Here is a 23,786-nt window from a genome sequence, read left to right on the forward strand (position 1 = left end):
GCAATGTGCGGAATAATCGGTCTATATTCTTCGGTGCAATCGCCGGATGAATCGACCCTGCGCACCATGACTGACGCCCTGGCCCATCGAGGGCCTGACGACTCCGGGGTCTGGATGGACCCGGAAGCGGGCGTCGGTCTCGGCCATCGGCGGCTGGCCATTCTCGACCTTTCGCCCCTGGGCCGCCAGCCAATGGATTCCGTCTGCGGCCGATACGTCATCGCCTACAACGGAGAGGTCTACAACCACGTGGCGTTGCGCCGGGAACTCCCGGATTACCCCTTCCGGTCAACATCTGATACGGAGACCATTCTCGCGGCAGTGTCCGCCTGGGGGCTGGAGGCGGCCCTGAAACGCTTCGTGGGCATGTTCGCCATGGCTTTGTGGGACAGGACGGAACGAAAGCTGTTTCTTGTCCGTGACCGTATGGGCATCAAGCCCCTGTATTACGGCAGACTGGGCAAGGGCTGGGTTTTCGGTTCTGAGCTCAAGGCGCTCAGGGCTTGTCCCGGATTCTCGTCCCGTATCAATCGAGGGGCCTTGTCCCTCTATTTTCGACACAATTTCGTGCCCGCGCCTTTGTCAATTTACGAAGATGCCTGGAAGCTTGAGCCGGGGCAACTGGCGATCATCGACGACACCGGGTTAAAGCTGGTCCGCTGGTGGGACACGGCCAGCCTGTGGCGCAAGGGGAGTGCCGAGCCGCTTGAAATTGGCGACGTTGAGGCCACGGAGCGGCTGGAAGAGCTGTTGTCCGACGCGGTCTCCCTGCGTATGCTTTCCGACGTGCCCCTCGGCGCATTCTTGTCGGGCGGCATTGATTCGTCCACTGTGGTGGCCTTGATGCAAAGGGCATCTGACCGGCCGGTGCGTACCTATTCCATCGGCTTTCATGAAAAGGGCTACAACGAGGCCGGGCATGCCAAGGCCGTGGCGCGTCATCTGGGCACGGACCATACCGAGCTTTACGTGACGCCCCGGGAAATGCTGGACGTGATTCCGGCCATGCCCCGGTTCTGGGATGAGCCTTTTGCCGATTCCTCGCAGATTCCCACCTACATCCTGAGCAGGATGACCAGGGAACATGTGACGGTCTCCCTGTCCGGCGATGGTGGGGACGAGCTTTTTTCCGGCTATGACCGCTACTTCTGGACAACCGGGGTCTGGAACGCCGTGCATCGGATTCCGGCTCCGGTCCGCAAGGCCTTGGTGGCGGCAGGCAGGGCGGTCCCGAATCGAATGTTTGATCTGCTCGGTTCCAAGGGGCAGAAGGTGCGCTGGCGTCTGGACGCCGTGGGAATGGAAGACTTCCCTTCCCTGTACCGATACTTCACGTCCATGTTCAAGCGCAACGAGATCGTGCTGGGCTTGGAGCGGGAGCCGGATCACTTCCTTGCAGAGCTGCCGCCCACCAGCGATTATTGGAGCTGGATGAGTCTTTATGATCTGCTGTGTTACCTGCCGGACGACATACTGACCAAGGTGGACCGCGCCAGCATGGCTGTGTCTCTGGAGGCGCGAGTGCCGCTGCTGGATCACCGCGTGGTGGAGTTCGCCGCCCGGCTGCCCCAAGCCCTCAAGGTCCGTGGAGGCAAGGGCAAGTGGCTGCTCAGGCAGGTGCTTTATCGTCATGTCCCTCGGGAGCTGGTGGAGCGCCCCAAGATGGGCTTTGGCGTTCCCATTGAGCAGTGGCTGCATGGCGAGTTGCGCCAATGGTGCGATGATCTGCTGAACCCGGCTGAAATTCGTCGGCAGGGCTACCTTGATGCGGGGCTGGTGGAAAAGATGTGGCGGGAATATTTGGCTGGTGAGCACAACTGGAAATCGTCCCTCTGGGAAGTTCTCATGTTCCAGGCCTGGCTTGCGGAGTGGAAGCCGTGAGGCGGCCGCTGTGGAGTCACATTCTTCGTGAGAGCGGCCTGTGCATCGACCATGTCCGGCTGCTGGACTGGATAGGCACCAGGGACTGGGCCAGAATCCTGTTCTTCCGTTTTCTGCGGCTCAGGTTTTCTCCGGCAATTCTGGAGAATACCCTGTCCCTTCCCCTGGACCCGCGGGAGAGCGGAAGGCTCTATTCGCTTGGCATGTCCCACATCAACGTGGGGGACACCTACAAGACCACTGCGCCCTATCGGACCACACTGGCCGATGCCGAACTGGAACGGTTGGCTGGGGAGTATGGGGCTCCTTCGGTTCTGGAGGTCGGCGTGTCCGACGGCATCTCGGCCCTTGGGCTGTTGCGAAAGGGCGACACGTTTGAGAGGGTGGTGCTCACGGATCGGTTTCCCCGGTTCTTCGAGAAAGAGATTCCCCTGGGCCGGGTCTTTCTCACTGCCGAAGGCGCATTGCTCGGCGTCAAGTTTCTGTGCTTTTATCTCTGCTTCGGCGAGGGTAAGCCTCGGAGCCGCGACGGATACATTCCTGTTGAGACCGTGAACCCGGTGTTGCGCCGGGAGTTCGGTATCCGGGCCATCCAGGGGTTCGACATGTTTCGCGACCAGCCCGACGAGCCCGTGGCATTGATCAAGTGTTCCAATATATTGAATGTTGGCTATTTCTCCCAGTCGAAGCTCAGGTGCGCTGTGGCCAACCTCGGGCATGGATTGATCGATGGGGGGCACATGGTGATCTCCCAGAACAACCAGAAATACCGGGAAGGCGAAAGCCTCTTCGTGCTCCGGCGGCAAGGCTCAAGGTTGGTTCTTGTCCACGAACGCAACGGCCATGACGCGGCGCCTCTCTTCGCTCAGGGGCTGGACCTGGACGCGGCTCAATCGGAGAGAGTGCGAATCCTCCTCCTCGCCCCCTCCCTGGAGGCGGGCGGGGCCGAGCGGCAGGTTGTGGTCCTGGCCAACGCACTGGCGGCTCGCGGGCATCGGGTGGCCGTGGCCCTGCATTATCCGGGCGGTGTTCTGGAGCGTGAACTTGCGGGCGTGGAGCGCATTCAACTTGGCAAGGGAGGCCGCTGGGATTTCGGTGGATTTCTTGTCCGGCTGGTCCGTGCGGTGCGGGGTTTTGCGCCGGATGTCGTCTATTCGTTCCTGGGGACTCCGAATATTCTCTCGGCCTTGCTGCTGCCTCTGTTCAAGCCGACCCGGCTGGTCTGGGCGGTGCGGGCCTCGAACATGGACATGGCCCGCTACGGCCGGGTGGCCCGCTTCGCCTATTGGTTTGAGGCGCGTCTTTCTCCCGTGGCTGACGCGGTGATCGTCAATTCCCGCGCCGGGCGGGAACATGCCCAGGGACGAGGATTTCCGGCGGAGACCATGGTAGTGGTTCCCAACGGCATCGACACCGGACGGTTCCGGCCGGACAAAGAGGCCCGGCAGACCGTGCGCCGGGAGTGGGGCGTCGGTCCTGAGCATGTGCTGGTCGGCCTGATGGCCCGTCTTGATCCCATGAAGGACATCCCCACTTTTCTCAAAGCCGCATCCCTGGCCGCACGGAAGGACGAGACCCTGCGCTTTGTCTGCGTCGGCGCAGGCCTGTTGGAAGGGGAGCTGCGCATCCTTGCGGCTTCCCTTAAACTTGATGACCGCCTCGTCTGGGCCGGATTCCGGGCCGACGCGGAGCGGGTCTGCAACGGGTTTGATCTCTGCTGCCTGTCGTCCTCGGGAGAGGGTTTCCCCAACGTGCTGGGCGAGGCCATGGCCTGCGGGGTCCCCTGCGTGACCACGGATGTGGGCGACGCCGCCCTGATCGTCGGGGAAACCGGAGTGGTCGTGCCGCCCGGAGACGCTGAGGCGCTGGCCGAGGGCATTTTGACCATGGCGGGCAGGATACGGCGGGGCGAGGTCTCGGGTGTGCGGGAGCGGATCGAGCAGCGTTTTTCGGTCGATGCCATGGTTGATGCCACAGAGAAGGTTTTGGAGAAAAAAGGATGTCGCGGCTGAGACCTTTTCTCCCCTGGGTGGGAGGATGGGTGGCATCGTTTGCCTTTATCCTCCTTGTTTGCGCGGTCTTTGACGACAGCGCGACGCCTGCGGAATGGAACGAGTCCCTTCAATTGTACACGCGCCTTTCGGATCAAACGATACGGTGGCGTTCCGAGGGCTGGGGCGACACCCGTGTCGGCAAATACGGGCTGACTGTGGGAGAAGACGCCCTGGCCGATTCCCCTGTGCCGAAGTTCATGTTGTGGGGCGACTCCATGGTCGAGGCGCTTCAGGTCCCGGACAGGGATAAGATAACCTTTGTCTTCAACCGCATTTCCGGTGGCGACCCGGTGCATGGCATCAGTTGGGGGCGAGGAGGCATGGGGGTCGCAGACTACTATTTCATTATGCCGCACTATCAACGCGTAGTTTCCAATGTGCAGGCAAATGTTGTTCTTCTCAGAGGATTCAACGATGTTACTCCGATGATGGACTCAGGAACGCACGCCAGGTTTCATTGTGACCCCCTTGGCTTCGACGATAGTACAATGGCTGTCCCGACCTGGGCGGGCCTAGTGATCGGTCCTTGGATTCGGGCCTTATATCTTGAACCGCTGCATTTCCTTTATGCCGGACTGCGTCGGCACAACTTCCGCTTCGCGCCCTCGACAGCCACCCAGGCGCTGGCACAGCCCGGTACGGTTTCGTCGGATTGCGATCTGGAGCAGGCGTGGCGCTATCTTGTCGCTGAAATGAAGCAGCGGTCAGGAGTGCCTCTCTCCTTTGTTTATTGTCCGCCGGATTCACCTGCTTTCAGGGATGGGAAGGTGTTTGTCCAGGCCGGGCCGGTGCCGGAGGTGGAGTTGTTCCGGTCCATTTGCAAGGAATCGGGCGTGGGGTTCATCGACATGACGCCACGGTTTAACGCACATTACGAGCAGACCGGCAGGTTTCCGCGTGGCTTCTTTAATTCCCCGCCAGGGACAGGGCACCTGAACGCGGAAGGGCAAAGGATGATCGCCGAGGCGTTGCTCGAATACTTTCGGGAGCAGAGTCAGTGATTTTCTCCCAGCTGGAATTCTTCATCTTTTTTGCCGTGGTCCTGGTCGGGCTCGGGCTTGTGCGCAGCAATCGGGCAGGGAAGCTCTGGCTTCTGGCGGCCAGCTACTACTTCTACGCCTACTGGGACTGGCGGTTTCTGTCTTTGATACTGCTTTCCACGGTCGTGGACTATTGCGTTGGGTTGGGGCTCAAAGGCGAGCATCGCACCCGACGCCGCAGGGCTTTGCTTGGCCTGAGTCTGAGCGTGAATCTCGGACTGCTCGGTTTTTTCAAGTATTTCAACTTCTTTATCGACTCAGCCCGGCCGCTTGTCGAGGCGATGGGGCTGCACGCCGGGAGCCTGGACATACTCCTCCCGGTAGGTATTTCGTTCTACACCTTTCAGACCCTGAGCTACACCATCGACGTGTACCGCGGGAAGCTGGACGTGCATGAGGACTTTTTTGACTTTGCCCTTTTTGTTGCGTTCTTTCCCCAGTTGGTGGCTGGCCCCATAGTCCGGGCCGCGCATTTCCTGCCGCAACTTGCACGTCGCCAGCCGCTTACAGCTGCGAACTTCTATCTGGGTTTCCAGGTTTTTACCTACGGCCTGTTTAAGAAGGTGTTCGTGGCTGACCGCCTAGCCATGTATTCCGATCATGTGTTCGCCAACGCCGGGGCCTACGACTGTACCACCACCTGGCTGGGTGCGCTGGCATACAGCATGCAGATATACTTTGATTTTTCCGGATATTCGGACATGGCCATCGGCGTGGCCTGCATCATGGGGTACTCGTTGGGAGAAAACTTCAACTTCCCCTATCTGGCCAAAAGCCCACGCGAATTTTGGCGCCGTTGGCACATCTCGCTGTCCACCTGGGTCAGGGACTACATTTATATCCCCCTCGGCGGGAGCCGGGGCGGGAAATGGCGGACCTTCATCAACGGCATGACCGCAATGGTGCTCTGCGGGTTGTGGCACGGAGCGGCATGGACCTTTGTGGCCTGGGGGGCATTGCACGGGTTGGCCCTTGCCTTTGATCGTGTCGTCGCTACTGCCGTCGGGGACCGCAGGGTGCCGGGAGCCGGGCTTTTGGGCTGGGCGGCGACCATGTTTTTCGTGGTGCAGGGCTGGGTGTTGTTCCGGTCGGAGAGCTTCGAGCACGCGGCGCTGATGTTCCGCCAGATGTTCGTTCCGGTGCAGGGCGTGGCCTGGTATCATCCCATAGTCCCGTTCATGCTTGCGGGCATGGCCGTTGTCCACGCCATGAAAGCGGCCGGAGGGTGGGAGAGGGTTCTCCTCCCTGAGCGGGCGCGGTGGTTTTCACCGACACTTTTGTTCAGCCTGCTGTGGCTTTCGGTGGTGTTTCGTCCGACAGGGTTCAACCCGTTCATTTATTTTCAGTTTTAGCAGCACCCCCCCTACGCGTCGCTCAACAACTTCTTGGCAATCTCCAGATCATAGAGGGCCAGGGGGTTTCTTCCTGTGCCCCGGGCCTTGAACATTTCGGCGGCCTGGAGGATGGCATCGTAGGGAACCCATTGGTGCTTTTCCCAGATGATGGGTTCTGCGGGGTTGTAAAGCCGGAACTCGATGGCACCATTGTTGTCGCGCACGTACATGCGCACCTCGGGATTCTGAAGGGAGGGGGTGTAGTAGTGGCCGCGTTCGTCCTTCATGCTGTTTCTCCCTTGTTGAAGTCCAGGCGGACGGAGCCGCCCACTTCGTAGACGTTGACGTTCATGCTGCGCAGCAGGGTCCGCAAGGGTCTGCCGAAAAGAAACTCGTTGATGTCACGCGACATGTTGGCCCGTTCGGCCACCAGGCGGCGCATCTCCATGTCAAAGACCACCATTTCCTTGAGGGCGATTCCGGCGTCGTCGTTGCCCTGGCGCGCCGCCTTGACCGCATCCTCCACGGTCCGCGGAGCGCATTTGGCGTCGTGCTCGTCAACGAGTTCGAGCAGGGGGTGTCCGGCCGGGAGCAGGTCGGCGCGGGTCAGGCGCTCCTTGTCGTACATGGCGATGATGGCTGCGGTGTCGCGGCAGGAGAGCAGCTCGCATTCGATGGGCCGGGAATCGTATATGCCGCAGGCGTGCCCCTCCGGGCTGTAATAGAGGCAGGTCCAGGACGAATCGCGTCCCTTGAGCTTCAGGATCTCGCAGTCCAGGGGCTTGATGCTGTGGGTGGGCTGGTCGTAGGCGCGTTCCCCCGGCCGCAGGGTGACGATGTCTGCCAGAGGGATGGTGCCGTCCTGGATCAAGGGCAGATCCTGACGGTGAAGGGCGGGCCCGCCGTTGCGACAGCAGTCGCCGCAGCGCTTGCAAGAGTCGTGTGCGTTCATGGTGTCTGATCCGTGGGTTTTTGGGCAGCAGCCCCTTTTGGCGTTGTCTTGTCCGGGGTCGATTACAACTCGCGGGCGATTTGCGCAAGGGGAGAGGAAAGAGGGTTGGTGGCGAAAGCCGTGTCGGAACTTTGTGTTGCTCATGCCCTGCTTTTAAGGTATCGCTATAAGAGGTTGGCGGCCTGATTGCCGTCTGCGTGAAGATGCGTCAAATGGCGTTTCGCGGCGGGTGGAAGGGGCATCGCCCCATGGCGGGCAGGACGCCCGCGGGAAGAGGATTGGCAAGATGTTTTGGGGAATTACCGGTTGACAATAAACCGGTGCGTCCAGTACATTGTCATCCCTACATATATTGTGAATAACGGCGCAAGTGCCGTATTCTGTGCTTTTCGCGCAAAGAAGCAAAGGCATCCGGGCTCTGGTTGATCGTCACGTTCGAAAGATGGCCCGGATTACAATGGTTGATGGCAACATCTTAATCAAACAATGGAGGTTAAGGGAATGGCGAAACACAAAACTCCTCTGTTGGATCAGCTGGAAAGCGGCCCGTGGCCCAGCTTCGTATCCGACATCAAACAGGAGGCCGCAGCTCGCGCTAAGAACGAGAAGGGCGTTCAATACCAGGTGGCTGTTGATTGCCCCGACGATCTGCTCGGTGTTTTGGAGATGTCCTTCACCGATGGTGAGACCCACTGGAAGCACGGCGGCATCGTCGGCGTCTTCGGTTACGGCGGCGGCGTCATCGGCCGGTACTGTGACCAGCCCCAGATGTTCCCTGGCGTGGCTCATTTCCACACCGTCCGTGTGGCTCAGCCCAACGGCAAGTGGTACTCCACCGAGTTCCTGCGCAGCCTCATGGACATTTGGGACCTGCGCGGCTCCGGTCTGACCAACCTGCACGGCGCCACTGGCGACATCGTTCTGCTCGGTACGTCCACTCCGCAGCTTGAGGAGATCTTCTGGGAGTTGACCCACAACCTGAACGTCGACCTCGGCGGCTCCGGCTCCAACCTGCGTACCCCCGCCTCCTGCATGGGCATGTCCCGCTGCCAGTACGCCTGTTACGACGCCCAGGAGCTGTGCTACAACCTGACCCAGGAATACCAGGACGAGCTGCATCGCCCGGCCTTCCCCTACAAGTTCAAGTTCAAGTTCGACGGCTGCCCCAATGGTTGCGTGGCCGCCATCGCCCGTTCCGACCTCGGTTTCCTCGGAACCTTCAAGGATCCCATCAAGATCAATCAGGAAGCCGTTGCCGCCTACGTCGGCGGTGAGATCGCCCCCAACGCCGGCGCCCACGCCGGACGCGACTGGGGCAAGTTCGACATCCAGAAGGAAGTCGTGGACCTGTGCCCGTCCAAGTGCATCAGCTACGAGGGCGGCAAGCTGATCATGGACCACAAGGAGTGCGTCCGCTGCATGCACTGCATCAACACCATGCCTCAGGCCCTGAGAATCGGTGATGATCGCGGCGTGTCCATCTTCTGCGGCGCCAAGGCTCCGATCCTCGACGGCCCCCAGATGGGCTCCCTGCTGGTGCCCTTCGTCGAAGTCAACAAGGACGACGACTACCAGGCCATCAAGGACATCGTCGAAGCCGTTTGGGACTGGTGGATGGAAGAGGGCAAGAACCGCGAGCGCATCGGTGAGACCATGAAGCGCCTCGGTTTCGCCGCCCTGGCTGAAGCGGCCGGTGTGCCCATTGACGCCCGCCAGGTTCAGGAGCCCCGCCACAACCCCTACATCTTCTGGAAGGCTGAAGATGTCGAAGGTGGCTGGGAACGCGATCTCGCCGAATTCCGTAAACGCCACCAGCGCTAACCATTGGAGGAAAACAACATGGCTTTCATTTCTTCCGGATACAATCCCGACAAACCGATGGAAGGTCGGATCTCCGACATCGGACCTCGTCACTTTGGTGAGTTCCTGCCCCCGGTCATCGCGAAAAACTTCGGCAAGTGGGACTACCATGAGATCCTGGAGCCGGGTGTCCTGTGCCACACCGCCCTTTCCGGCGACAAGGCATACACCGTGCGCTGCGGATCGGCCCGCCTGATGACCGTCACCCATGTGCGCGAAATCTGCGATATCGCCGACAAGTACGCGGGCGGCCATCTGCGGTTCACCACCCGTAACAACATTGAGTTCATTGTCGAGGACAAGCAGGCCGCCCTGGACCTCAAGGCGTTCCTCAACAACCAGAAGTTCCCCGGCGGTTCCATGAAGTTCCCGGTGGGCGGCACCGGCGCCGGTGTCACCAACATCGTGCACACCCAGGGTTGGATCCACTGCCACACCCCGGCCACCGATGCCTCCGGCACCGTCAAGGCTACCATGGACGTTGTTTTCGACGACTTCCAGAACATGAAGCTGCCGGCTCCTGTCCGCATCTCCATGGCCTGCTGCCTGAACATGTGCGGCGCGGTGCACTGCTCCGACATCGCCATCCTGGGCATCCACCGCAAGCCGCCCCTCATTGACCACGAGTACCTGGACAACCTGTGCGAAATCCCGCTGGCCGTGGCTTCCTGCCCCACCGGCGCGGTGCGCCCGTCCAAGGTCGAGCTCAACGGCAAGACCTACAAGACCGTGGCCATCAAGGAAGAGCGCTGCATGTTCTGCGGCAACTGCTACACCATGTGTCCCTCCCTGCCGCTTTCCGACGGCGAGGGCGACGGCATCGCCATCATGGTTGGCGGCAAGATCTCCAACCGCGTCACCAAGCCGGCCTTCTCCAAGGTCGTGGTGCCCTACATCCCCAACGAGCCGCCGCGCTGGCCGACCATGACCAAGGTGATCAAGAAGATTCTCGACACCTATGCGGCCGACGCCAACAAGTACGAGCGTCTGGGCGACTGGGCCAACCGTATCGGCTGGGAGCGTTTCTTCGAGAAGTGCGAGCTGGAGTTCACCGCTCACCTCATCGACGACTTCCGCGATCCCGCCTACTACACTTGGCGCCAGACCACCCAGTTCAAGTGGTAGAATAAAAGAAGTGTCGGGGTACGGCGACTGGGCCGTACCCTGACTTTCTTAAACCAAAGGAGTCCGTCATGGCACTCGATCCCGAATCCGCAAAGGCTGAAATCATCAAGTTTTGTGAAGAGAAATCTGCTAACAAGTCAAAATTCTACTTCAACGACTTCACCAAGCTGTTCCCCGACGAGAAGAGCCGTGACGTCAAGAAGCTGCTGACCCAGCTGGTTCAGGAAGAAAAGATGGTGTTCTGGTCCTCCGGTTCCACCACCATGTACGGCCTGACCGGCGCGGGCAAGCAGGCTCATTCCGAGGGCGAAGACTAGACTCCGGCCCGCTCCCGTCATCAAGGCCTTGCCCGTCACTTAAGGCGGGCAAGGCTTTTCTTGGTTTAACGTCAGCCGAAACGGCGGCCACGTGCAGCAACAGATTCCACGACTCGTCCTGGCCGGACTTTCCGGCGGAACCGGCAAGACCATTGTTTCGCTGGCTCTGGCTCGCGCTTTCAGCCGCCGAGGCCTTGCGGTGGCCCCCTTCAAGAAGGGGCCGGACTACATCGACGCCCGATGGCTGGCCATCGCGGCCGGGCGGGACTGCTCCAATCTCGATCCGTTTTTTCATACCGAAGCGGTCTTGCGGTCCCTGTTTCTGCACAGAGCCCAGGGCGCTGATCTGAGTCTGGTGGAAGGCAACCGGGGCTTGTTTGACGGCAAGGACGCCAAGGGCTCCTGTTCCACGGCCGAGCTGGCGCGCAGACTCGCCGCGCCTGTAATCCTGACCATCGACTGTACCAAGATGACCCGGACCGTGGCCGCCATCGTCCAGGGTTGCGCTTCATTCGAGCCGGGGCTGAAACTTTCCGGGGTGGTTCTCAACCGTACGGCCGGAGAGCGCCATCGGTCGGTGCTGCGGCGGAGCATCGAGGAATACACCGATATTCCGGTGCTGGGCATGCTCCCCAAGATCGCCGTCAATCCCATTCCCGAGCGGCATATGGGCCTGCTGTCGGATCAGGAGTTCGGCACGGGCGTGGACGACGGCAATGCCGCCCTCAATGCACTGGCCGAGACGGCAGAGCAGTGGCTTGATCTCGATGCCATCCTCGCCGCGGCGCACAGGGCGAGCCCCATGAAGTATGCCCCGGCGCCGCTCTTCAGTGGTGCTGCGCAGCCCCCGGCGGTCCGTATCGGCTATGTGCACGACGAGGCGTTTTGGTTCTACTACCCTGAAAACCTTGAGGCGTTGCGCCATGCCGGGGCCGAGCTGGTCCGTCTGTCCGTGCTTTCTGGCGAGCCGTGGCCGGATGTGGACGGCCTGTATCTGGGTGGCGGTTTTCCCGAGATGTTTGCGGAGCGCATCGCGGCCAATGGGCCTGTCCTGACGCACATCCGCGCCCTGTCCAGGGCGGGCCTGCCCATCTATGCCGAATGCGGGGGGTTCATGCTCTTGTGCCAAGCCCTTGAGTGCCGCAGTGCGGACGGCGCCATGGGCCGCTATGCCATGGCTGGGGTGTTCCCGGCGTCCACGACCTTGTGCGCGAGGCCGCAGGGGCTTGGCTACACCGAGGCTGTGGTGGAAGTCGCATCCCCGTTTTTCCGGGAAGGAGAGACGGTCCTTGGCCACGAATTTCATTATTCCCTGTGCCTGGCGGGACAAGGCTCCATGCCGACAACCCTGCGCATGAGGCGGGGCAGCGGCATCGGCCAAGGGGGCGACGGGCTGCTTTATGAAAACACGTTTGCAGGGTATACCCATATTCATGCCCTGGCCGTGCCAGAATGGGCGCCGCGATTTGTGGCGGCGGCTGCCCAGTGGCGCGGCTCCCGGGGGCCACGAGCCTGAACCTAAACATGAGGTGATCGTGCAACGTCTTGTTCAATTGTATCGAAACGGCATGGTCCATGTGGGGCCAGAGGCCTCTGTGGCTGCCTCCTGGCGCCGCGTTGGGGCGTATGGCGTTGTCATCTTCGTGGTGGGCCTGATTTTTCGCATTAGCTTCGCCGACCGCTGGGACCACCCGGAGTTGTGGGTGGCGGGAGAGCGCATCCTGGCGACGCACGACGCCTATTTCTGGCTGGCCAAGGCCAAGGGCCTCGCCTCGGTGAGCGGATACCCGTCTGCCCAACTCGTCGCCTGGGTTCACGGGCTGACAGGAATCGGGCTTGGCGACATCGGCTTCTGGGCCCCGGCGGTGCTCGGCCCCCTGGTGGGCGTGGTCTGCCTTCTGTGGGGATGGCTCCTTGGCGGGGTCAACGCGGGAGTGCTGGCCGGGCTTGTCGGCTCCCTGACCCCGGGATTCTACTATCGTACCCAGCTTGGGTATTATGACACCGATCTGTTCACCCTGCTCATGCCCATGATGGTGGCCTGGATGCTCGCGTTTTGGGCGGGCAGGCTGATGCGTTCCGGGTGGCTGGTCGATTCGGCGGACGAGAGGGAACCCCCAGCAGCCGCCAGGGTTCTCTGGTTGGCCCTGGGATTTGGGCTGGTCAGCCGCTTTGCCGTCATCTGGCATGAAGACATCCAGCACATGGTCATTCTCTACTATTTGATGACCGTCGTGGTGCTGATGATCAATTGCCGGCCGGGGTTGCGCACCCTGGCCATGCAGGGGTTGGCGGTGTTCGCTCTCGCGTCGTTTCCGGGCGGAGTATTCGGACAACTCAAACTATGGCCGATATCGGGGTTTCTGGTCTCTATTCCCGGAGTGTCCGCCTACTGGGCCGTCACTTTGTTTTCCGCAGCCATTGCCGCGGGTCTCGTGTTTTTCTGGAAGCCCCCGGCCGATGGCGCGGAGCGCAGACGCGACGCCCTCTGGGTCGCAGCCGTTGCTCTGGTCGCGGTGATTCTGTCCACCCACATGCTCAACACCTCGGTGGGAAACACTGCCCTTAAGCTTTTCTCATACCTGAGCGGGGCAGCCGGAATCGTTCAATCCGGCTCTGCCGCCGTTCCCATGGGGCCGGTCTATCCCTCGGTGCTGCAGAGCATCATCGAAGTCAGGCTTGAGCCCTTGTCCGAGGTGCTTGAGCGCGGAGTTTTCTTTTCCTGGCTTGGGTGGCTTGCGCTGCTTTCGTCGGTGGTCGTGGTGGCGTTGCGGCCGACGGCTGTATTTTTGCTGCCGCTTATTGCCTTGCAGTTGGCCAGCGTCAAGCTCGGCATCCGGTTTTCCATGTTTGGCGGTGCCGCGTTGTGCGTCATGCTCGGGGTGTGCCTGTACTGGCTGGCGGCCTTTGTCACGCGGCGGATGCGGCATGGCCAGTGGGCAGATCTGGGCCTTCAGGCCTCGCTTGGGGCTGCCTTGCTTTTTTACACCTTCGGGCAGTATTCGGCACTCCAGCTGACGCCGGTGCTCAGTCGCGCCCATGCCGAAGCACTGGTTGAATTGGGGAGAAAGAGTGAGCCCGACGCCATGGTCTGGACCTGGTGGGACTGGGGCTATGCCACGCAGTATTACGCCCTGCTCGGTACGGTGGCAGATGGCGGCAAACACGCGGGGCGCGACCTGTACCCCCTGGGTTTCGCCATGTCCACGCATTCGCCCGAGCAGGCCAGCCGGATGATGCGTTTTGCGGCCCAATACCCGGACAGAAAAGTCCCCTACGGGCTGGATGCGGCCAGGGTCTGGGACACCATTCCCCGTGACCGCCTGGGCGCAGCCCTTGAGGAACAGCTGGGCCGTGAAGACCACCCCCCGGTGCCGCCGCAGTATTTCGTGGTCTCCTGGCACGACCTGACATTGGTCAAGTGGATCACCCATTTTGGCAACTGGAACCTGGAGACAGGAACCACCAGGGAGGCGGAGGTGAGCATCTTCCAGCCCGGAGAGCTCGGGTTCAACGTCGAGCGCGGCGCGGTCATGGATCGCCAGGGCGGTGGCGGGCTGGTGCGGGACCTCACTTTGCTGGACCGGGACGGTATCAATCGTCGGGCGTATCCTCTGAACGCCTTGTCCCCCCAGCTCCTGCCCAAGACCCATCATCTGGTCATCAACATGGTCAGCAAGCAGAGCGTGATCATGGATGGGACAGGTTTTCGGTCCACCATGACCCGGCTTATGACTGGCGACCCGGACGATCCCGAGATCGCCCCGTATTTCAGGCTTGTCGTTGACGGGCTTCCTTTTGTGCGGATTTACCAAATGATTCAGTAACCAAAAGCGAGAGATTCATGAGCATACCCTTCATTGACCTGAAAACCCAGTATCAGCGCGTCGAGAGTTCTGTGCGGGCCCGGATCGACGCGGTTCTCGACCACGGGGCCTACATCATGGGCCCGGAGATCGCGGAGCTTGAGCAACGCCTCTCCAGCTTCTCGGCCGTGCGCCATGCCGTGGGCTGCGCCTCTGGTACGGATGCCCTGGTCATGGCATTGATGGCCCTTGATGTGGGCCCGGGGGATGCAGTGTTCACCACGCCCTTCACCTTCATGGCCACTGCCGAGGCCGTGGCCCTGCTCGGGGCGACTCCGGTGTTCGTGGACATTGATCCTGTCACCTTCAACATCGACCCCGACGACCTGCGGCGCAGGATCGGCGAGGTCAAGGACACGCGAAAGGATCTGACCCCAAAGGGCGTCATCGCGGTGGACCTCTTCGGACAGCCCGCCGACTACGACCGCATTGAGCCGCTGGCCCACAACAACGGGCTGTTTCTCGTGGTGGACGCCGCCCAGTCCTTTGGCGCCACCTACAAGGGCAAGCCGGTCTGCTCTCTGGGCGATGTGGCCTGCACCTCGTTTTTCCCGGCCAAGCCCCTGGGCTGCTACGGCGACGGGGGCATGGTCTTTGCCCACAATGACGAGATGCGCAAGTTGCTGGTATCCATCCGGGTTCACGGCATGGGCGCGGACAGGTACGAGAACGTCCGCCTTGGCATCAACGGGCGTCTGGATTCCATCCAGGCCGCCGTGCTCCTGGCCAAGTTCGCCATCTTCCCCGACGAGATCGCCAAACGCCAGCAGGTGGCTGACCGCTATGCGGCGCTGCTTGCCGATGTCGACGGCCTGACCGTGCCCACCGTGGCACCTGGAAATACCTCGGTCTGGGCCCAATACTCGGTGCTGGCCCGCGACACGGCGCACAGGGAAACGCTCATGGCCAAGCTGAAGAAGGCGGAAATCCCCACGGCCATCTATTATCCCAAGCCGTTGCATCTGCAAGGGGCCTTTGCCGGACTCAAATACGCCAAGGGCGACCTGCCGGTGTGCGAGGCCATTGCCGGGCGCATCTTCAGCCTGCCCATGCATCCCTATCTGAGCGAGCAGGACCAGACGGCCGTGGCCGAGGCCCTCAAGGGGTAGGTCCATGCCCACCGAGCGCGGCACATTCACCCGGCTTGCCAAGCCGGTTCTGGCGGGAATCGCCCTGGCCTATCTGGTCACGGGGTTCTTTGACCGGCCCGCGCCTGTGCAGTTTCAGCCAGAGGGCGTCATCGTCCCGGCCCAGACCAGGATCGTCGAGCCGCAGTTGGAGCTGGTGATGGAAAAGAACATCATGAAGCTCGGTTCGCCCCTGACCGTTATCCGCGACCGGGGAGCCTTTGAGGAAAATCCCCTGGCGCGGCTCGAAGCGCGGCCCATGCCCGAGGCCAACGCCACTGTCGGTTCGCCTCGCGTGGCGGGCGACGCGCCATTGTTGCCAGAAGCCGCGTCAGAATAACCACCCATCAATTCGCCGGAAATTCCGGCGCAAAGGAGTCAGCACAATGATCAAGATGCAAACCAGCATGGGCGATATCGTCATCGAACTCGATTTCGACAAGGCCCCCAAGAGCGCGGCCAACTTCCAGCAGTATGTGGAGGAAGGGTTCTACGATGGCCTCATCTTTCACCGTGTCATCGACGGATTCATGGTCCAGGGAGGCGGCATGGACGAGAACATGAAGGAAAAGCAGACCCGCGCTTCCATTGAGAACGAGGCGGACAACGGCCTGAAGAACGGCTGCTACACCCTGGCCATGGCCCGGACCATGGACCCGCACTCCGCGTCGTCGCAGTTTTTCATCAACGTCAAGGACAACGGTTTCCTGAACCATTCGTCCAAGACTCCCCAGGGTTGGGGCTATGCCGTGTTCGGCAAGGTGGTCGAGGGCACGGACGTGGTCGACAAGATCAAGGCGGTGTCCACCGGGCGCAAGGGATTTCACGATGATGTTCCGGTGGAGCCGGTCTTCATCGTCAAGGCCGCGGTGGTGGAGTAGATCCCGCCCGAGCCGCTCACAAGAAAACGGCCCGGAAGGGCCGTTTTCTTGTGCGTGGAACAGGCGCGGAGTGGCTCAGTCCAGCTCAAAGGTGTCGCGCCAGTTTTCCTTTTCGCTCCATGTCGGCTGGTCCTGCTTGAGAAAGAGAAAGTCCCCCATGACCAGGCAGTCCATCTCGGTGCGCATGAAGCAGCGGTAGGCGTCCTCCGGGGTGCAGACAATGGGCTCTCCGCGCACGTTGAAGCTGGTGTTGACCACCAGCCCGCAGCCGTGGCGGTCAAGCAAGGTGTTCACCAGTCGCCAGTAGCGGGGATTGGTGTCGGCGGACACGGTCTGGATGCGGGCCGAGGAGTCCACGTGGGTCACGGCAGGAATGTCCGAGCGCTGGACGTAGAGTCGCTCGTACATGGGCATGTCGTTGTAGCCGTCCGGCAGGGGATTGAGCCGCTGTCCGGCCACCGGGGCAACAACGAGCATGTAGGGTGAGGGCCTGTCCAGCTCGAAGTAGTTGGCAGCCTCTTCCGCCAGCACCGACGGGGCAAAAGGCCGGAACCCTTCGCGGTATTTGATCTTGAGATTGAGCTTGCGCTGCATGTCGGGGTGGCGCGGGTCGCCCAGGATACTCCGGTTGCCCAGGGCTCTGGGACCGTATTCCATGCGCCCCTGGAACCAGCCCACGCAATTGCCCTTAGCCAGCAGATCGGACACTGCGGCACATAAGCCGTCAAAGTCGTCGAACCGGGTGAAGGGAGCAGCGTGGCGCCGGGCCGTCCGCGCAATGCTTACCGGGCCGAACTCGGGCCCCAGATAGCATCCCTGCATGGCGTCAGGCGTCGCGGGCCTGCGCTCCCTGTCCTGACCGATGTGCCACGCGGCCAGGGCGGCACCCAAGGCGCCGCCTGCGTCACCCGCAGCGGGCTGGACCCAGACATCGTCGAAGGTGCCGCGTCGGATGAGCTTGCCGTTGGCCACGCAGTTGAGCGCCACGCCGCCGGCCATGACCAGCTTGCGACAGCCGGTCAGTTCACGCGCCGTTTCCGCGAGCCGGAAGACGACATCCTCGGTCACCTGCTGAATGGCCAGGGCCAGGTCCATGTGTTCCTGGCCGATGTTCTCCTCGGGCTGTCGCGCAGGGATGCCGAAGAGGCTCTCCCACTTGCCGGAGTAGAACATGGTCAGGCCCGTGGCGTAGGCGAAATAGTCCATGTTGAGGAGCAGGGAGCCGTCGTCGCGCAGGTCAATAAGCTCGGCGTGGATGCGCTCCTTCCAGTGTGCCACCCTATCCGAATCCGGGTTGCCGTAAGGGGCGAGGCCCATCAGCTTGTACTCGCCGGAATTGACCTTGAACCCGCAAAAGGCGGTGAAGGCGGAGTAGAGCAGCCCCAGGGAGTGGGGGAAGTGCAGTTCGCGCAGGATGGCGACGGCATTGCCCGAACCCTTGCCAATGGTGGTGGTGGCCCATTCGCCGACACCGTCCACGGTCAGGATCGCGGCCTCCTCATAGGGGGAGGGGAAAAACGCGCTGGCCGCATGGGAAAGGTGGTGCTCGGGAAAGAGCAGCTTGGGGCTGCCCGGACCGAGCTTGCCAAACTCTTCCTTAAGCATGTGGCGCATGAAGAGCTTTTCCTTGATCCAGACCGGCATGGAGGCGAGAAAACTCGCCAGCCCCTTGGGGGCGAATCCGTTGTAGGTCTCAAGGAGCCGCTCGAACTTGATGTATGGCTTGTCGTAGAAGGCCACGGCCTTAAGGTCGCCAAAGGCGACGCCCGCTTCGCCGAGCACGAAACGCGCTGCATTGGTCGGAAACGCGGGATCGTGCTTGCGGCGGGTGAAGCGCTCTTCCTGGGCCGCGGCCACAATCTCGCCATCGACCAGCAGGGCCGCTGCCGAGTCGTGATAAAACGCCGATATTCCGAGGATGGCCTCTGGCAAGGGGCCTCCTAGAAGACAGTGTAGATGAAGGGTGCGATGGCAGAACCGCTCGTCAATACGATGAGTGCGCCAAACAGCAGAAGCACAAGAATGATCGGCAGCAGCCAGAACTTCTTGCGTTCACGGAGAAATCCCCAGAGATCCTTGAGAAAGTCCACGGTCAGCTCCTAAAAGGGGTGTTGAATGTCCTTGGCGGTGAATCGGTGGTCGCGGACGACGAAAACGCTGCCGCTTCCGTTTTTCCACTGTCCAAGGCGCATCGGGTCGTGCCCGAGCATTTTACGCAGCAGTGCCAGCGGAGTGACAAGGCCGAAGAAGATGATGCCAAGGATGACCTTGGACATCACCGTGCCGAGCAGGGCCGAAAAGCCGAACCAGAGCCGGGCCGGAAGCCGGTACAGCCCCGGAAAGGTCATGTTCACCAGAAGCGCTCCGGTGGCGGCCCAAAACCATGCGTCCCTGCCGGTCAGCAGTCCGCCGATGAGACAGATGAGGGTGAGGGCCATACCCGTGTCTATGGCCTGGCCTCTGCTCGGTTTATTTTCCGCCCTGCTGTTCCTAGTGGTATCCGACATGCGTTTCTCCTGGCTGAGGACCGGATTTTCTTGCCTCATTCAAGGCGAAAAGACAAGCCCGGCCCCGCAGCGGGCGTTTTGGGAGCTTGCAGCTTTTTTCCCGGCTTGTCCATGGAATTGGGCATGCCCGCGACGTTTGGAAGGGGCGGGAGCCCTGCGAGCGCTCAGGGCGCGGGCGGCGCGATGCCGTGCTCAAGGATCGCCCGTGCGCAGGCTGCATGGCCGTGGCCGCTCCAGTGGCCGTCCCGCGGGTATTCAAAGGGCAGACCGTCTTGAAGATATTCCCGACGAAAAACGGGGTGCAGGTCAATGGTCTGGAAGCCCATAGCCCTGGCAGAGACCAAAAGATGTTCGCGCATTCTGGTAAAATAGCCGTCGCTTGGGGTTTCGGCGGTATAGACCTCCGGTCTGACCGCATCCACGATCAGGCAGATGTTACCGGGATCAAGTCCGGCCGCCTGGGGGAGCATGTCCAGGAAGGCGTCCGTTGCCCGGATGGAGTCCTTGATGCGTTCATAGTCCGTGCTGGCGTCGGTGTTGCCCTGCAAGCGCACGGCCGGGGCGGTCAGGGTGGAGAGGGTGTGGGTGATCTGGACGTTGGTCATGAGGTACATGACAAGCCGCAAGTTCCGGGCGGTCCGTATCGGTAGCGAGGGTGAGTAGTCCTTGCGGACAAGGCGCAGCGATTCCCCATTCTCCTCAAAATAGTGGTGTCCAGGCGAGTCCTTGTATTTGAGAAGGCTCTCGTCGAAGTCGTTGCCGATAACGATGATATACAGGCGCTCCGGGCCGAATTCGTCGCGGACGAACCGGGCCATGGCCAAGTACTGGCTCAAGGGGGCGCCGGAGACGCCGAAGCTGTAAACCCGCCACAGCCCGTCCAGTTCCTGGGCCAATCGTCCATGGACGGTCTGGGCATACGGCACCATGACGGCCTCGACGTAGCTGTCGCCGATGAAGGCGATGAGGGGCAGGGAGGCTTGCGGATCGTAATCCTGGTCGTTGAGAAAGCCGTAGTTGTTGGAATGGACCGTGTTGACCATGGAGAAGTCCGCGAACCGGGACCAGGTGGAGGTCCTGTTGGGCGCAAAGTGCATGACGGGCGCGGCTTCATTGATAGGCTGTGCCCACAGCCCCTCGTTGACAGGCAGGAAGCGAAGCGCGACCTCGATCAGCAGCAACGTGAACAAGACCGAGCCGAAAACGGTCAGAGCGTTCTTGAAGAAGGTTCGCATCTAAAAAAGAATCTCCCTGTGCGGCGCAGACAGTCCCGGAGGTTTAGGCCTTACCCGCCCAGATACGCCTTCTTGACCTCGGGGTTCTCCATGAGCGTTTTGCAGGGGCCCTGAGCCACGATCTCGCCGGTGTCGATGACGTAACCCCGGTGGGCGAACTTGAGGGCCAGGTTGGCGTTTTGCTCGATGAGCAGGATGGTCATACCTTCTTCGTTGAGTTCCTTGAGGGTACGGAACATGTCGTACATCAGAAGCGGTGCCAGACCCATGGAGGGTTCGTCAAGCATGATGAAGCGGCAGCCGGACATGAGGGCGCGGCCCACGGCCAGCATCTGCTGCTCGCCGCCTGACAGGGACTCCGAGCGCTGCTTGCGCCGTTCGTTGAGGCGTGGGAAAAGCTGGTAGACGCGTTTGTAGTCGCGGTCCAGTTCGTTGACGCCGTCCTTGCGGGCATAGGTGGCCAGTTTGAGGTTTTCCTCCACGGTCAGGTTGCCGAAGATGTGGCGGCCCTCGGGCACCAGGGCGAGGTGGAGGTCGGCCACGACACGGTCGGGGGACATGCCCAGGATGGACTTGCCCCGAAAGCGGATGTCGCCGCCGGTGATCTTGGGCGCTTCGGGCGGCGGCAACTGGGCCACGGCCATGAGGGTGGTGGATTTGCCCGCCCCGTTTGCCCCGATGAGGGTGACGATCTCGCCCTCGCCCACGGTGAAGGAGATGCCGTGCAGGGCTTCGATGTTGCCGTATTTGACGTGGAGGTTTTCGACTTCGAGAAGAGGGGTGTTCATAGGGTGTCGTCTCCGAGATATGCCTTGATGACCGCCGGGTTGCTCTGGATGTGTTCTGCGGTGCCTTCGGCGATGGTGGCCCCGAAATCGATGACCTTGATCCACTGGCACAGGCTGGTGACGACCTTCATCTGGTGCTCGATCATCAGGATGGTGATGTCAAAGGTGTCGTGAATCCAGCGGATCAGCTTGATCAACCCTTCGACATCGGAGGAGTTGAGCCCGGCAGCGGGTTCGTCGAGCAGCAGCAGCTTTGGCCGGATGGACATGGCGCGGGCGATCTCCACCCGCCGTTGCAGGCCGTAGGGCAGATTTTTCGGGTATTCCCGGGCGTATTCCGTCAGGCTCATGGCTTCGAGCAGCTCCTCGGCGATTTCAAGGATGCGCTGCTCGCGTGCGCGGTATTTCTTGCCGCGGATGACCGAGTCCCACACCGAGTATCCCATGCGGTAGTGCTGGGCGATGCGTATGTTGTCGAGCACGGTCATGTCGTGCCACAGGCGGATGTTCTGGAAGGTGCGGGCCACGCCAAGGGAGGTGACCTGATGCGGCCGAAGACCGGCCGTGGGATTGCCGTCCAGGGTGATGGTGCCCTCGGTGGGCTGGTAGAAGCCGGAGATGAGGTTGAAGATGGTGGTCTTTCCCGCGCCGTTGGGACCGATGAGCCCCATCAGTTCGCGGCCCTTCATCTCGATATTGAACTCGGACACGGCTTGCAGACCGCCAAAGCGCTGGGTCAGGCCGTCGATTTTCAGCAAAGTCATGACGGCCCCCCTACTTGAACGTGTAGTATTTTTTGAGTTTGGGGAACACGTCCGACAACTCCTTGTTGCCCATGATGCCCTCGGGCCTGAACTGCATGATCAGGACCAGGAGCAGCGGGATGAAGACCCATTTGATGACGCCCGCCGAGGGGTCCCATTCCGGGAAGAAGAAGGTCACCGGGGAGAGCATCGCGTCCACCAGGGCCTGTGAGCGCAGCACCTCGAGCAGGCCGGTGAAGAGCACGGCGGAAATGACCGCGCCGGAAAGGGAGCCCATGCCGCCGAGATAGACCATGACCATGGCCTCGGTGGACTTGAGGATGTTGAAGGACTGGGGGTTGACGTAGCCGACGATGTGGGCGAACAGGCCGCCCGCGCATCCGGCCAGGCCGGCTGAGATCATGAAGTTGACCAGTTTGATCTTGTTGGTGTTCACCGACATGATTTCCGCCGCCACCTCGTCCTGGCACACGGCGTTGACGCCCTTGCCGTAGGTGGAGGTGATGAAGCGGCGGATCACCCAGATGCAGAATACCGTGAAGGTGATGACCCAGAAGAGCATCCAGGGGAAGCTTAAGGTGTCCTGCATGGCCCAGACCGTGTCCTTCATGCCCTGAAATCCCCTGGAGCCGCCGATAAAGTCCATGTTTTCGATGGCGGAGATGACCATGTAGTTCACGGCGATGGTGATGATGGCCAGGTAGTCGTCGCGGGTCTTGAAGGCCGGAACCGCCACCAGCACACTGGTCAGGGACGCGGCCACACCGCCAAGCAGGATCATGATTGGAAAGACGAGCATGGCCATGGATTCGGGGAACAGCGGGGCGCCAAAGGCCTTGCCAAAGAAAAGAACGGAAAGGACGGACGAGGTGTACGCGCCCATACACATGAAGGCGGCATGCCCGCAGGTGAATTCGCCCATGTTGCCGTTCACCAGGTTGAGGCTGGTGGACATCATGATGTTGATGCCAACGAACATCAGGACCGCCTGGATGTAGTTGTCGATGACCCGGAAATGGGCCAGCACCAGGAGCAAGACGGCCAGTCCCGCCATGAGGATGTTGAGAGAGTATTTCTGCATTGGCGCATCTCCCAACTAGATCTTGGTGGACTGTGGCATGCCGAACAGTCCGGTTGGCTTCATCCAGAGGATGAGCAGCAGAATGCTGAAGGCGAAGAGGTCGCGATAGGTGGACGGAAAGACCGTGACCACGCCGACCTCGATGAAGCCGAGCAGGAAGCCGCCGTAGAAGGCCCCCCGGATGTCGCCGATGCCGCCGACCACCGCGGCGATGAACGCCTTCCACCCGATGATCATGCCCATAAAGGGTTCGAGGATGGGATAGGACATGGCGAAAAGCAGCCCGGCCAGCCCGGCGAACCCGGAGCCGAGAATGAAGGTGAAGACGATGATGGAGTCGATGGGGATGCCCATGAGCGGGATGGCGAACTTGTCGTAGGAGATGCCGCGCATGGCCATGCCGATCTTGGTCTTGGTGACGATGAAGTTCAGGAAGATGAAGACCGCCACGGCCGCGACGATGACGATGACCTTGAGGTTGGTCATGGTCACGTCGCCAAAGGACCAGACGGATTTTTCGATCAGGTCAGGAAATTTCAGGCGGCTGGCGCCCAGCACCGCGAGGTTGCCGTATTCAAGGATCAGGCCGCACATGAGCGCGGTGATGACCACATACAGCCGGTGGGCTCCCTTTCTGCGCAGGGGGCGGTAGGCGATGCGTTCAAGAGTGACGCCGACGCAGGCGGTGAGGGCCATGGTCAGGGGCACGGCCAGAACAAAGGTCATGGACGGCGAAAGGCCGATTGATGGACCGAGCATCGTCGAGGCAAGAAAAAAGGCGATGTACGCCCCGACCATGAAGATGTCCCCGTGGGCGAAGTTGATGAGGCGCAGCACGCCGTAGACCAGGGTGTACCCCAGGGCGATGAGCGCATAGAAACTCCCCCACTGCAGGGCGTTGAGTATGTTTTGAATGATGAAGTCCACGGTGGTTTTTCCTTAGGATGTCGGATGCTTGGGGCGAGTCCCGCCAG

22 protein-coding genes are annotated in these 23,786 nt (G+C 61.2%); 12 read left to right on the top strand and 10 right to left on the bottom strand.

Annotated elements, in window-relative coordinates; genetic code table 11:
• Positions 1-3: 3 nt before the first annotated feature.
• Genes asnB through GKC30_RS09275 form a run of 4 tightly spaced genes read left to right on the top strand, consistent with a single transcriptional unit; the run spans position 4 to position 6,327 of the window.
• Positions 4-1,881, top strand: coding sequence for an asparagine synthase (glutamine-hydrolyzing) (gene asnB, locus GKC30_RS09260; RefSeq protein WP_155934361.1), 1,878 nt, complete (start codon positions 4-6; stop codon positions 1,879-1,881).
• Positions 1,878-3,893: a glycosyltransferase gene (locus GKC30_RS15220; RefSeq protein WP_367614061.1), complete on the top strand. Its 2,016-nt coding sequence runs from the start codon at positions 1,878-1,880 to the stop codon at positions 3,891-3,893. Before asnB ends, GKC30_RS15220 begins: the two co-directional genes overlap by 4 nt.
• 29 nt (positions 3,894-3,922) lie before the next feature.
• Positions 3,923-4,936 (top strand): SGNH/GDSL hydrolase family protein, encoded by a 1,014-nt coding sequence (locus GKC30_RS09270; RefSeq protein WP_155934363.1) that lies wholly within the window; start codon positions 3,923-3,925, stop codon positions 4,934-4,936.
• A complete protein-coding gene (locus tag GKC30_RS09275; RefSeq protein WP_367614062.1) occupies positions 4,933-6,327 on the top strand; it encodes an MBOAT family O-acyltransferase in 1,395 nt (464 codons plus the stop codon). The genes GKC30_RS09270 and GKC30_RS09275 overlap by 4 nt, the downstream gene beginning before the upstream one ends.
• Before the next feature lie 11 nt (positions 6,328-6,338).
• On the opposite strand, the gene GKC30_RS09280 is transcribed toward GKC30_RS09275, so the two are convergent.
• Positions 6,339-6,596 carry a hypothetical protein gene (locus GKC30_RS09280; protein WP_155934365.1) on the bottom strand — a complete coding sequence of 86 codons (258 nt, stop codon included), beginning with the start codon at positions 6,594-6,596 and terminating at the stop codon, positions 6,339-6,341.
• Positions 6,593-7,261 carry a YkgJ family cysteine cluster protein gene (locus GKC30_RS09285; RefSeq protein WP_155934367.1) on the bottom strand — a complete coding sequence of 223 codons (669 nt, stop codon included), beginning with the start codon at positions 7,259-7,261 and terminating at the stop codon, positions 6,593-6,595. Before GKC30_RS09285 ends, GKC30_RS09280 begins: the two co-directional genes overlap by 4 nt.
• A gap of 501 nt (positions 7,262-7,762) precedes the next feature.
• Here GKC30_RS09285 and dsrA point away from each other — a divergent pair.
• The 8 genes from dsrA to GKC30_RS09325 all read left to right on the top strand — a co-directional run bounded on the left by dsrA (position 7,763) and on the right by GKC30_RS09325 (position 16,437).
• The gene (gene dsrA, locus GKC30_RS09290) at positions 7,763-9,082 is read left to right on the top strand and encodes a dissimilatory-type sulfite reductase subunit alpha (RefSeq protein WP_155934369.1); all 1,320 of its coding nucleotides are present in this window, start codon (positions 7,763-7,765) and stop codon (positions 9,080-9,082) included.
• 18 nt (positions 9,083-9,100) lie between these two features.
• Entirely contained in the window at positions 9,101-10,246 is a 1,146-nt protein-coding gene (dsrB, locus tag GKC30_RS09295) for a dissimilatory-type sulfite reductase subunit beta (protein WP_155934371.1), read from the top strand.
• 68 nt (positions 10,247-10,314) lie between these two features.
• On the top strand, positions 10,315-10,563 hold the full coding sequence (locus GKC30_RS09300; RefSeq protein ID WP_155934373.1) for a dissimilatory sulfite reductase D family protein: 249 nt from the start codon (positions 10,315-10,317) through the stop codon (positions 10,561-10,563).
• 91 nt (positions 10,564-10,654) lie between these two features.
• Positions 10,655-12,079, top strand: coding sequence for a cobyrinic acid a,c-diamide synthase CobB (locus GKC30_RS09305; RefSeq protein ID WP_367614063.1), 1,425 nt, complete (start codon positions 10,655-10,657; stop codon positions 12,077-12,079).
• Positions 12,080-12,098: 19 nt separating this feature from the next.
• Positions 12,099-14,390: an STT3 domain-containing protein gene (locus GKC30_RS09310; protein ID WP_367614064.1), complete on the top strand. Its 2,292-nt coding sequence runs from the start codon at positions 12,099-12,101 to the stop codon at positions 14,388-14,390.
• A gap of 17 nt (positions 14,391-14,407) precedes the next feature.
• Positions 14,408-15,538, top strand: a complete 1,131-nt coding sequence (locus GKC30_RS09315) for a DegT/DnrJ/EryC1/StrS family aminotransferase (protein WP_155934377.1) — start codon at positions 14,408-14,410, stop codon at positions 15,536-15,538.
• A 4-nt stretch (positions 15,539-15,542) separates the two neighbouring features.
• Complete coding sequence (locus tag GKC30_RS09320; protein WP_155934379.1) at positions 15,543-15,896, top strand: hypothetical protein; 354 nt, start codon at positions 15,543-15,545, stop codon at positions 15,894-15,896.
• A 46-nt stretch (positions 15,897-15,942) separates the two neighbouring features.
• Positions 15,943-16,437: a peptidylprolyl isomerase gene (locus GKC30_RS09325; RefSeq protein WP_155934381.1), complete on the top strand. Its 495-nt coding sequence runs from the start codon at positions 15,943-15,945 to the stop codon at positions 16,435-16,437.
• A 75-nt stretch (positions 16,438-16,512) separates the two neighbouring features.
• Here GKC30_RS09325 and GKC30_RS09330 read toward each other — a convergent pair whose 3' ends face one another.
• The 8 genes from GKC30_RS09330 to GKC30_RS09360 all read right to left on the bottom strand — a co-directional run bounded on the left by GKC30_RS09330 (position 16,513) and on the right by GKC30_RS09360 (position 23,739).
• Positions 16,513-18,369 carry a carbamoyltransferase family protein gene (locus GKC30_RS09330; protein WP_155934383.1) on the bottom strand — a complete coding sequence of 619 codons (1,857 nt, stop codon included), beginning with the start codon at positions 18,367-18,369 and terminating at the stop codon, positions 16,513-16,515.
• An 8-nt stretch (positions 18,370-18,377) separates the two neighbouring features.
• Positions 18,378-18,527, bottom strand: coding sequence for a DUF5989 family protein (locus GKC30_RS15145; protein ID WP_196772848.1), 150 nt, complete (start codon positions 18,525-18,527; stop codon positions 18,378-18,380).
• 9 nt (positions 18,528-18,536) lie between these two features.
• Complete coding sequence (locus GKC30_RS09335) at positions 18,537-18,944, bottom strand: SxtJ family membrane protein (protein ID WP_155934385.1); 408 nt, start codon at positions 18,942-18,944, stop codon at positions 18,537-18,539.
• Positions 18,945-19,108: 164 nt separating this feature from the next.
• The gene (locus GKC30_RS09340; RefSeq protein ID WP_155934387.1) at positions 19,109-20,179 is read right to left on the bottom strand and encodes an SGNH/GDSL hydrolase family protein; all 1,071 of its coding nucleotides are present in this window, start codon (positions 20,177-20,179) and stop codon (positions 19,109-19,111) included.
• 50 nt (positions 20,180-20,229) lie between these two features.
• A complete protein-coding gene (locus GKC30_RS09345; RefSeq protein ID WP_155934389.1) occupies positions 20,230-20,967 on the bottom strand; it encodes an ABC transporter ATP-binding protein in 738 nt (245 codons plus the stop codon).
• Positions 20,964-21,731, bottom strand: coding sequence for an ABC transporter ATP-binding protein (locus GKC30_RS09350; protein WP_155934391.1), 768 nt, complete (start codon positions 21,729-21,731; stop codon positions 20,964-20,966). The genes GKC30_RS09345 and GKC30_RS09350 overlap by 4 nt, the downstream gene beginning before the upstream one ends.
• Positions 21,732-21,741: 10 nt before the next feature.
• The gene (locus GKC30_RS09355) at positions 21,742-22,812 is read right to left on the bottom strand and encodes a branched-chain amino acid ABC transporter permease (protein ID WP_155934393.1); all 1,071 of its coding nucleotides are present in this window, start codon (positions 22,810-22,812) and stop codon (positions 21,742-21,744) included.
• Positions 22,813-22,827: 15 nt separating this feature from the next.
• Positions 22,828-23,739, bottom strand: coding sequence for a branched-chain amino acid ABC transporter permease (locus GKC30_RS09360; RefSeq protein WP_367614066.1), 912 nt, complete (start codon positions 23,737-23,739; stop codon positions 22,828-22,830).
• Positions 23,740-23,786: the final 47 nt, after the last annotated feature.

Origin of the sequence: Pseudodesulfovibrio alkaliphilus (assembly GCF_009729555.1) — a bacterium.
Lineage (GTDB): Bacteria > Desulfobacterota > Desulfovibrionia > Desulfovibrionales > Desulfovibrionaceae > Pseudodesulfovibrio > Pseudodesulfovibrio alkaliphilus.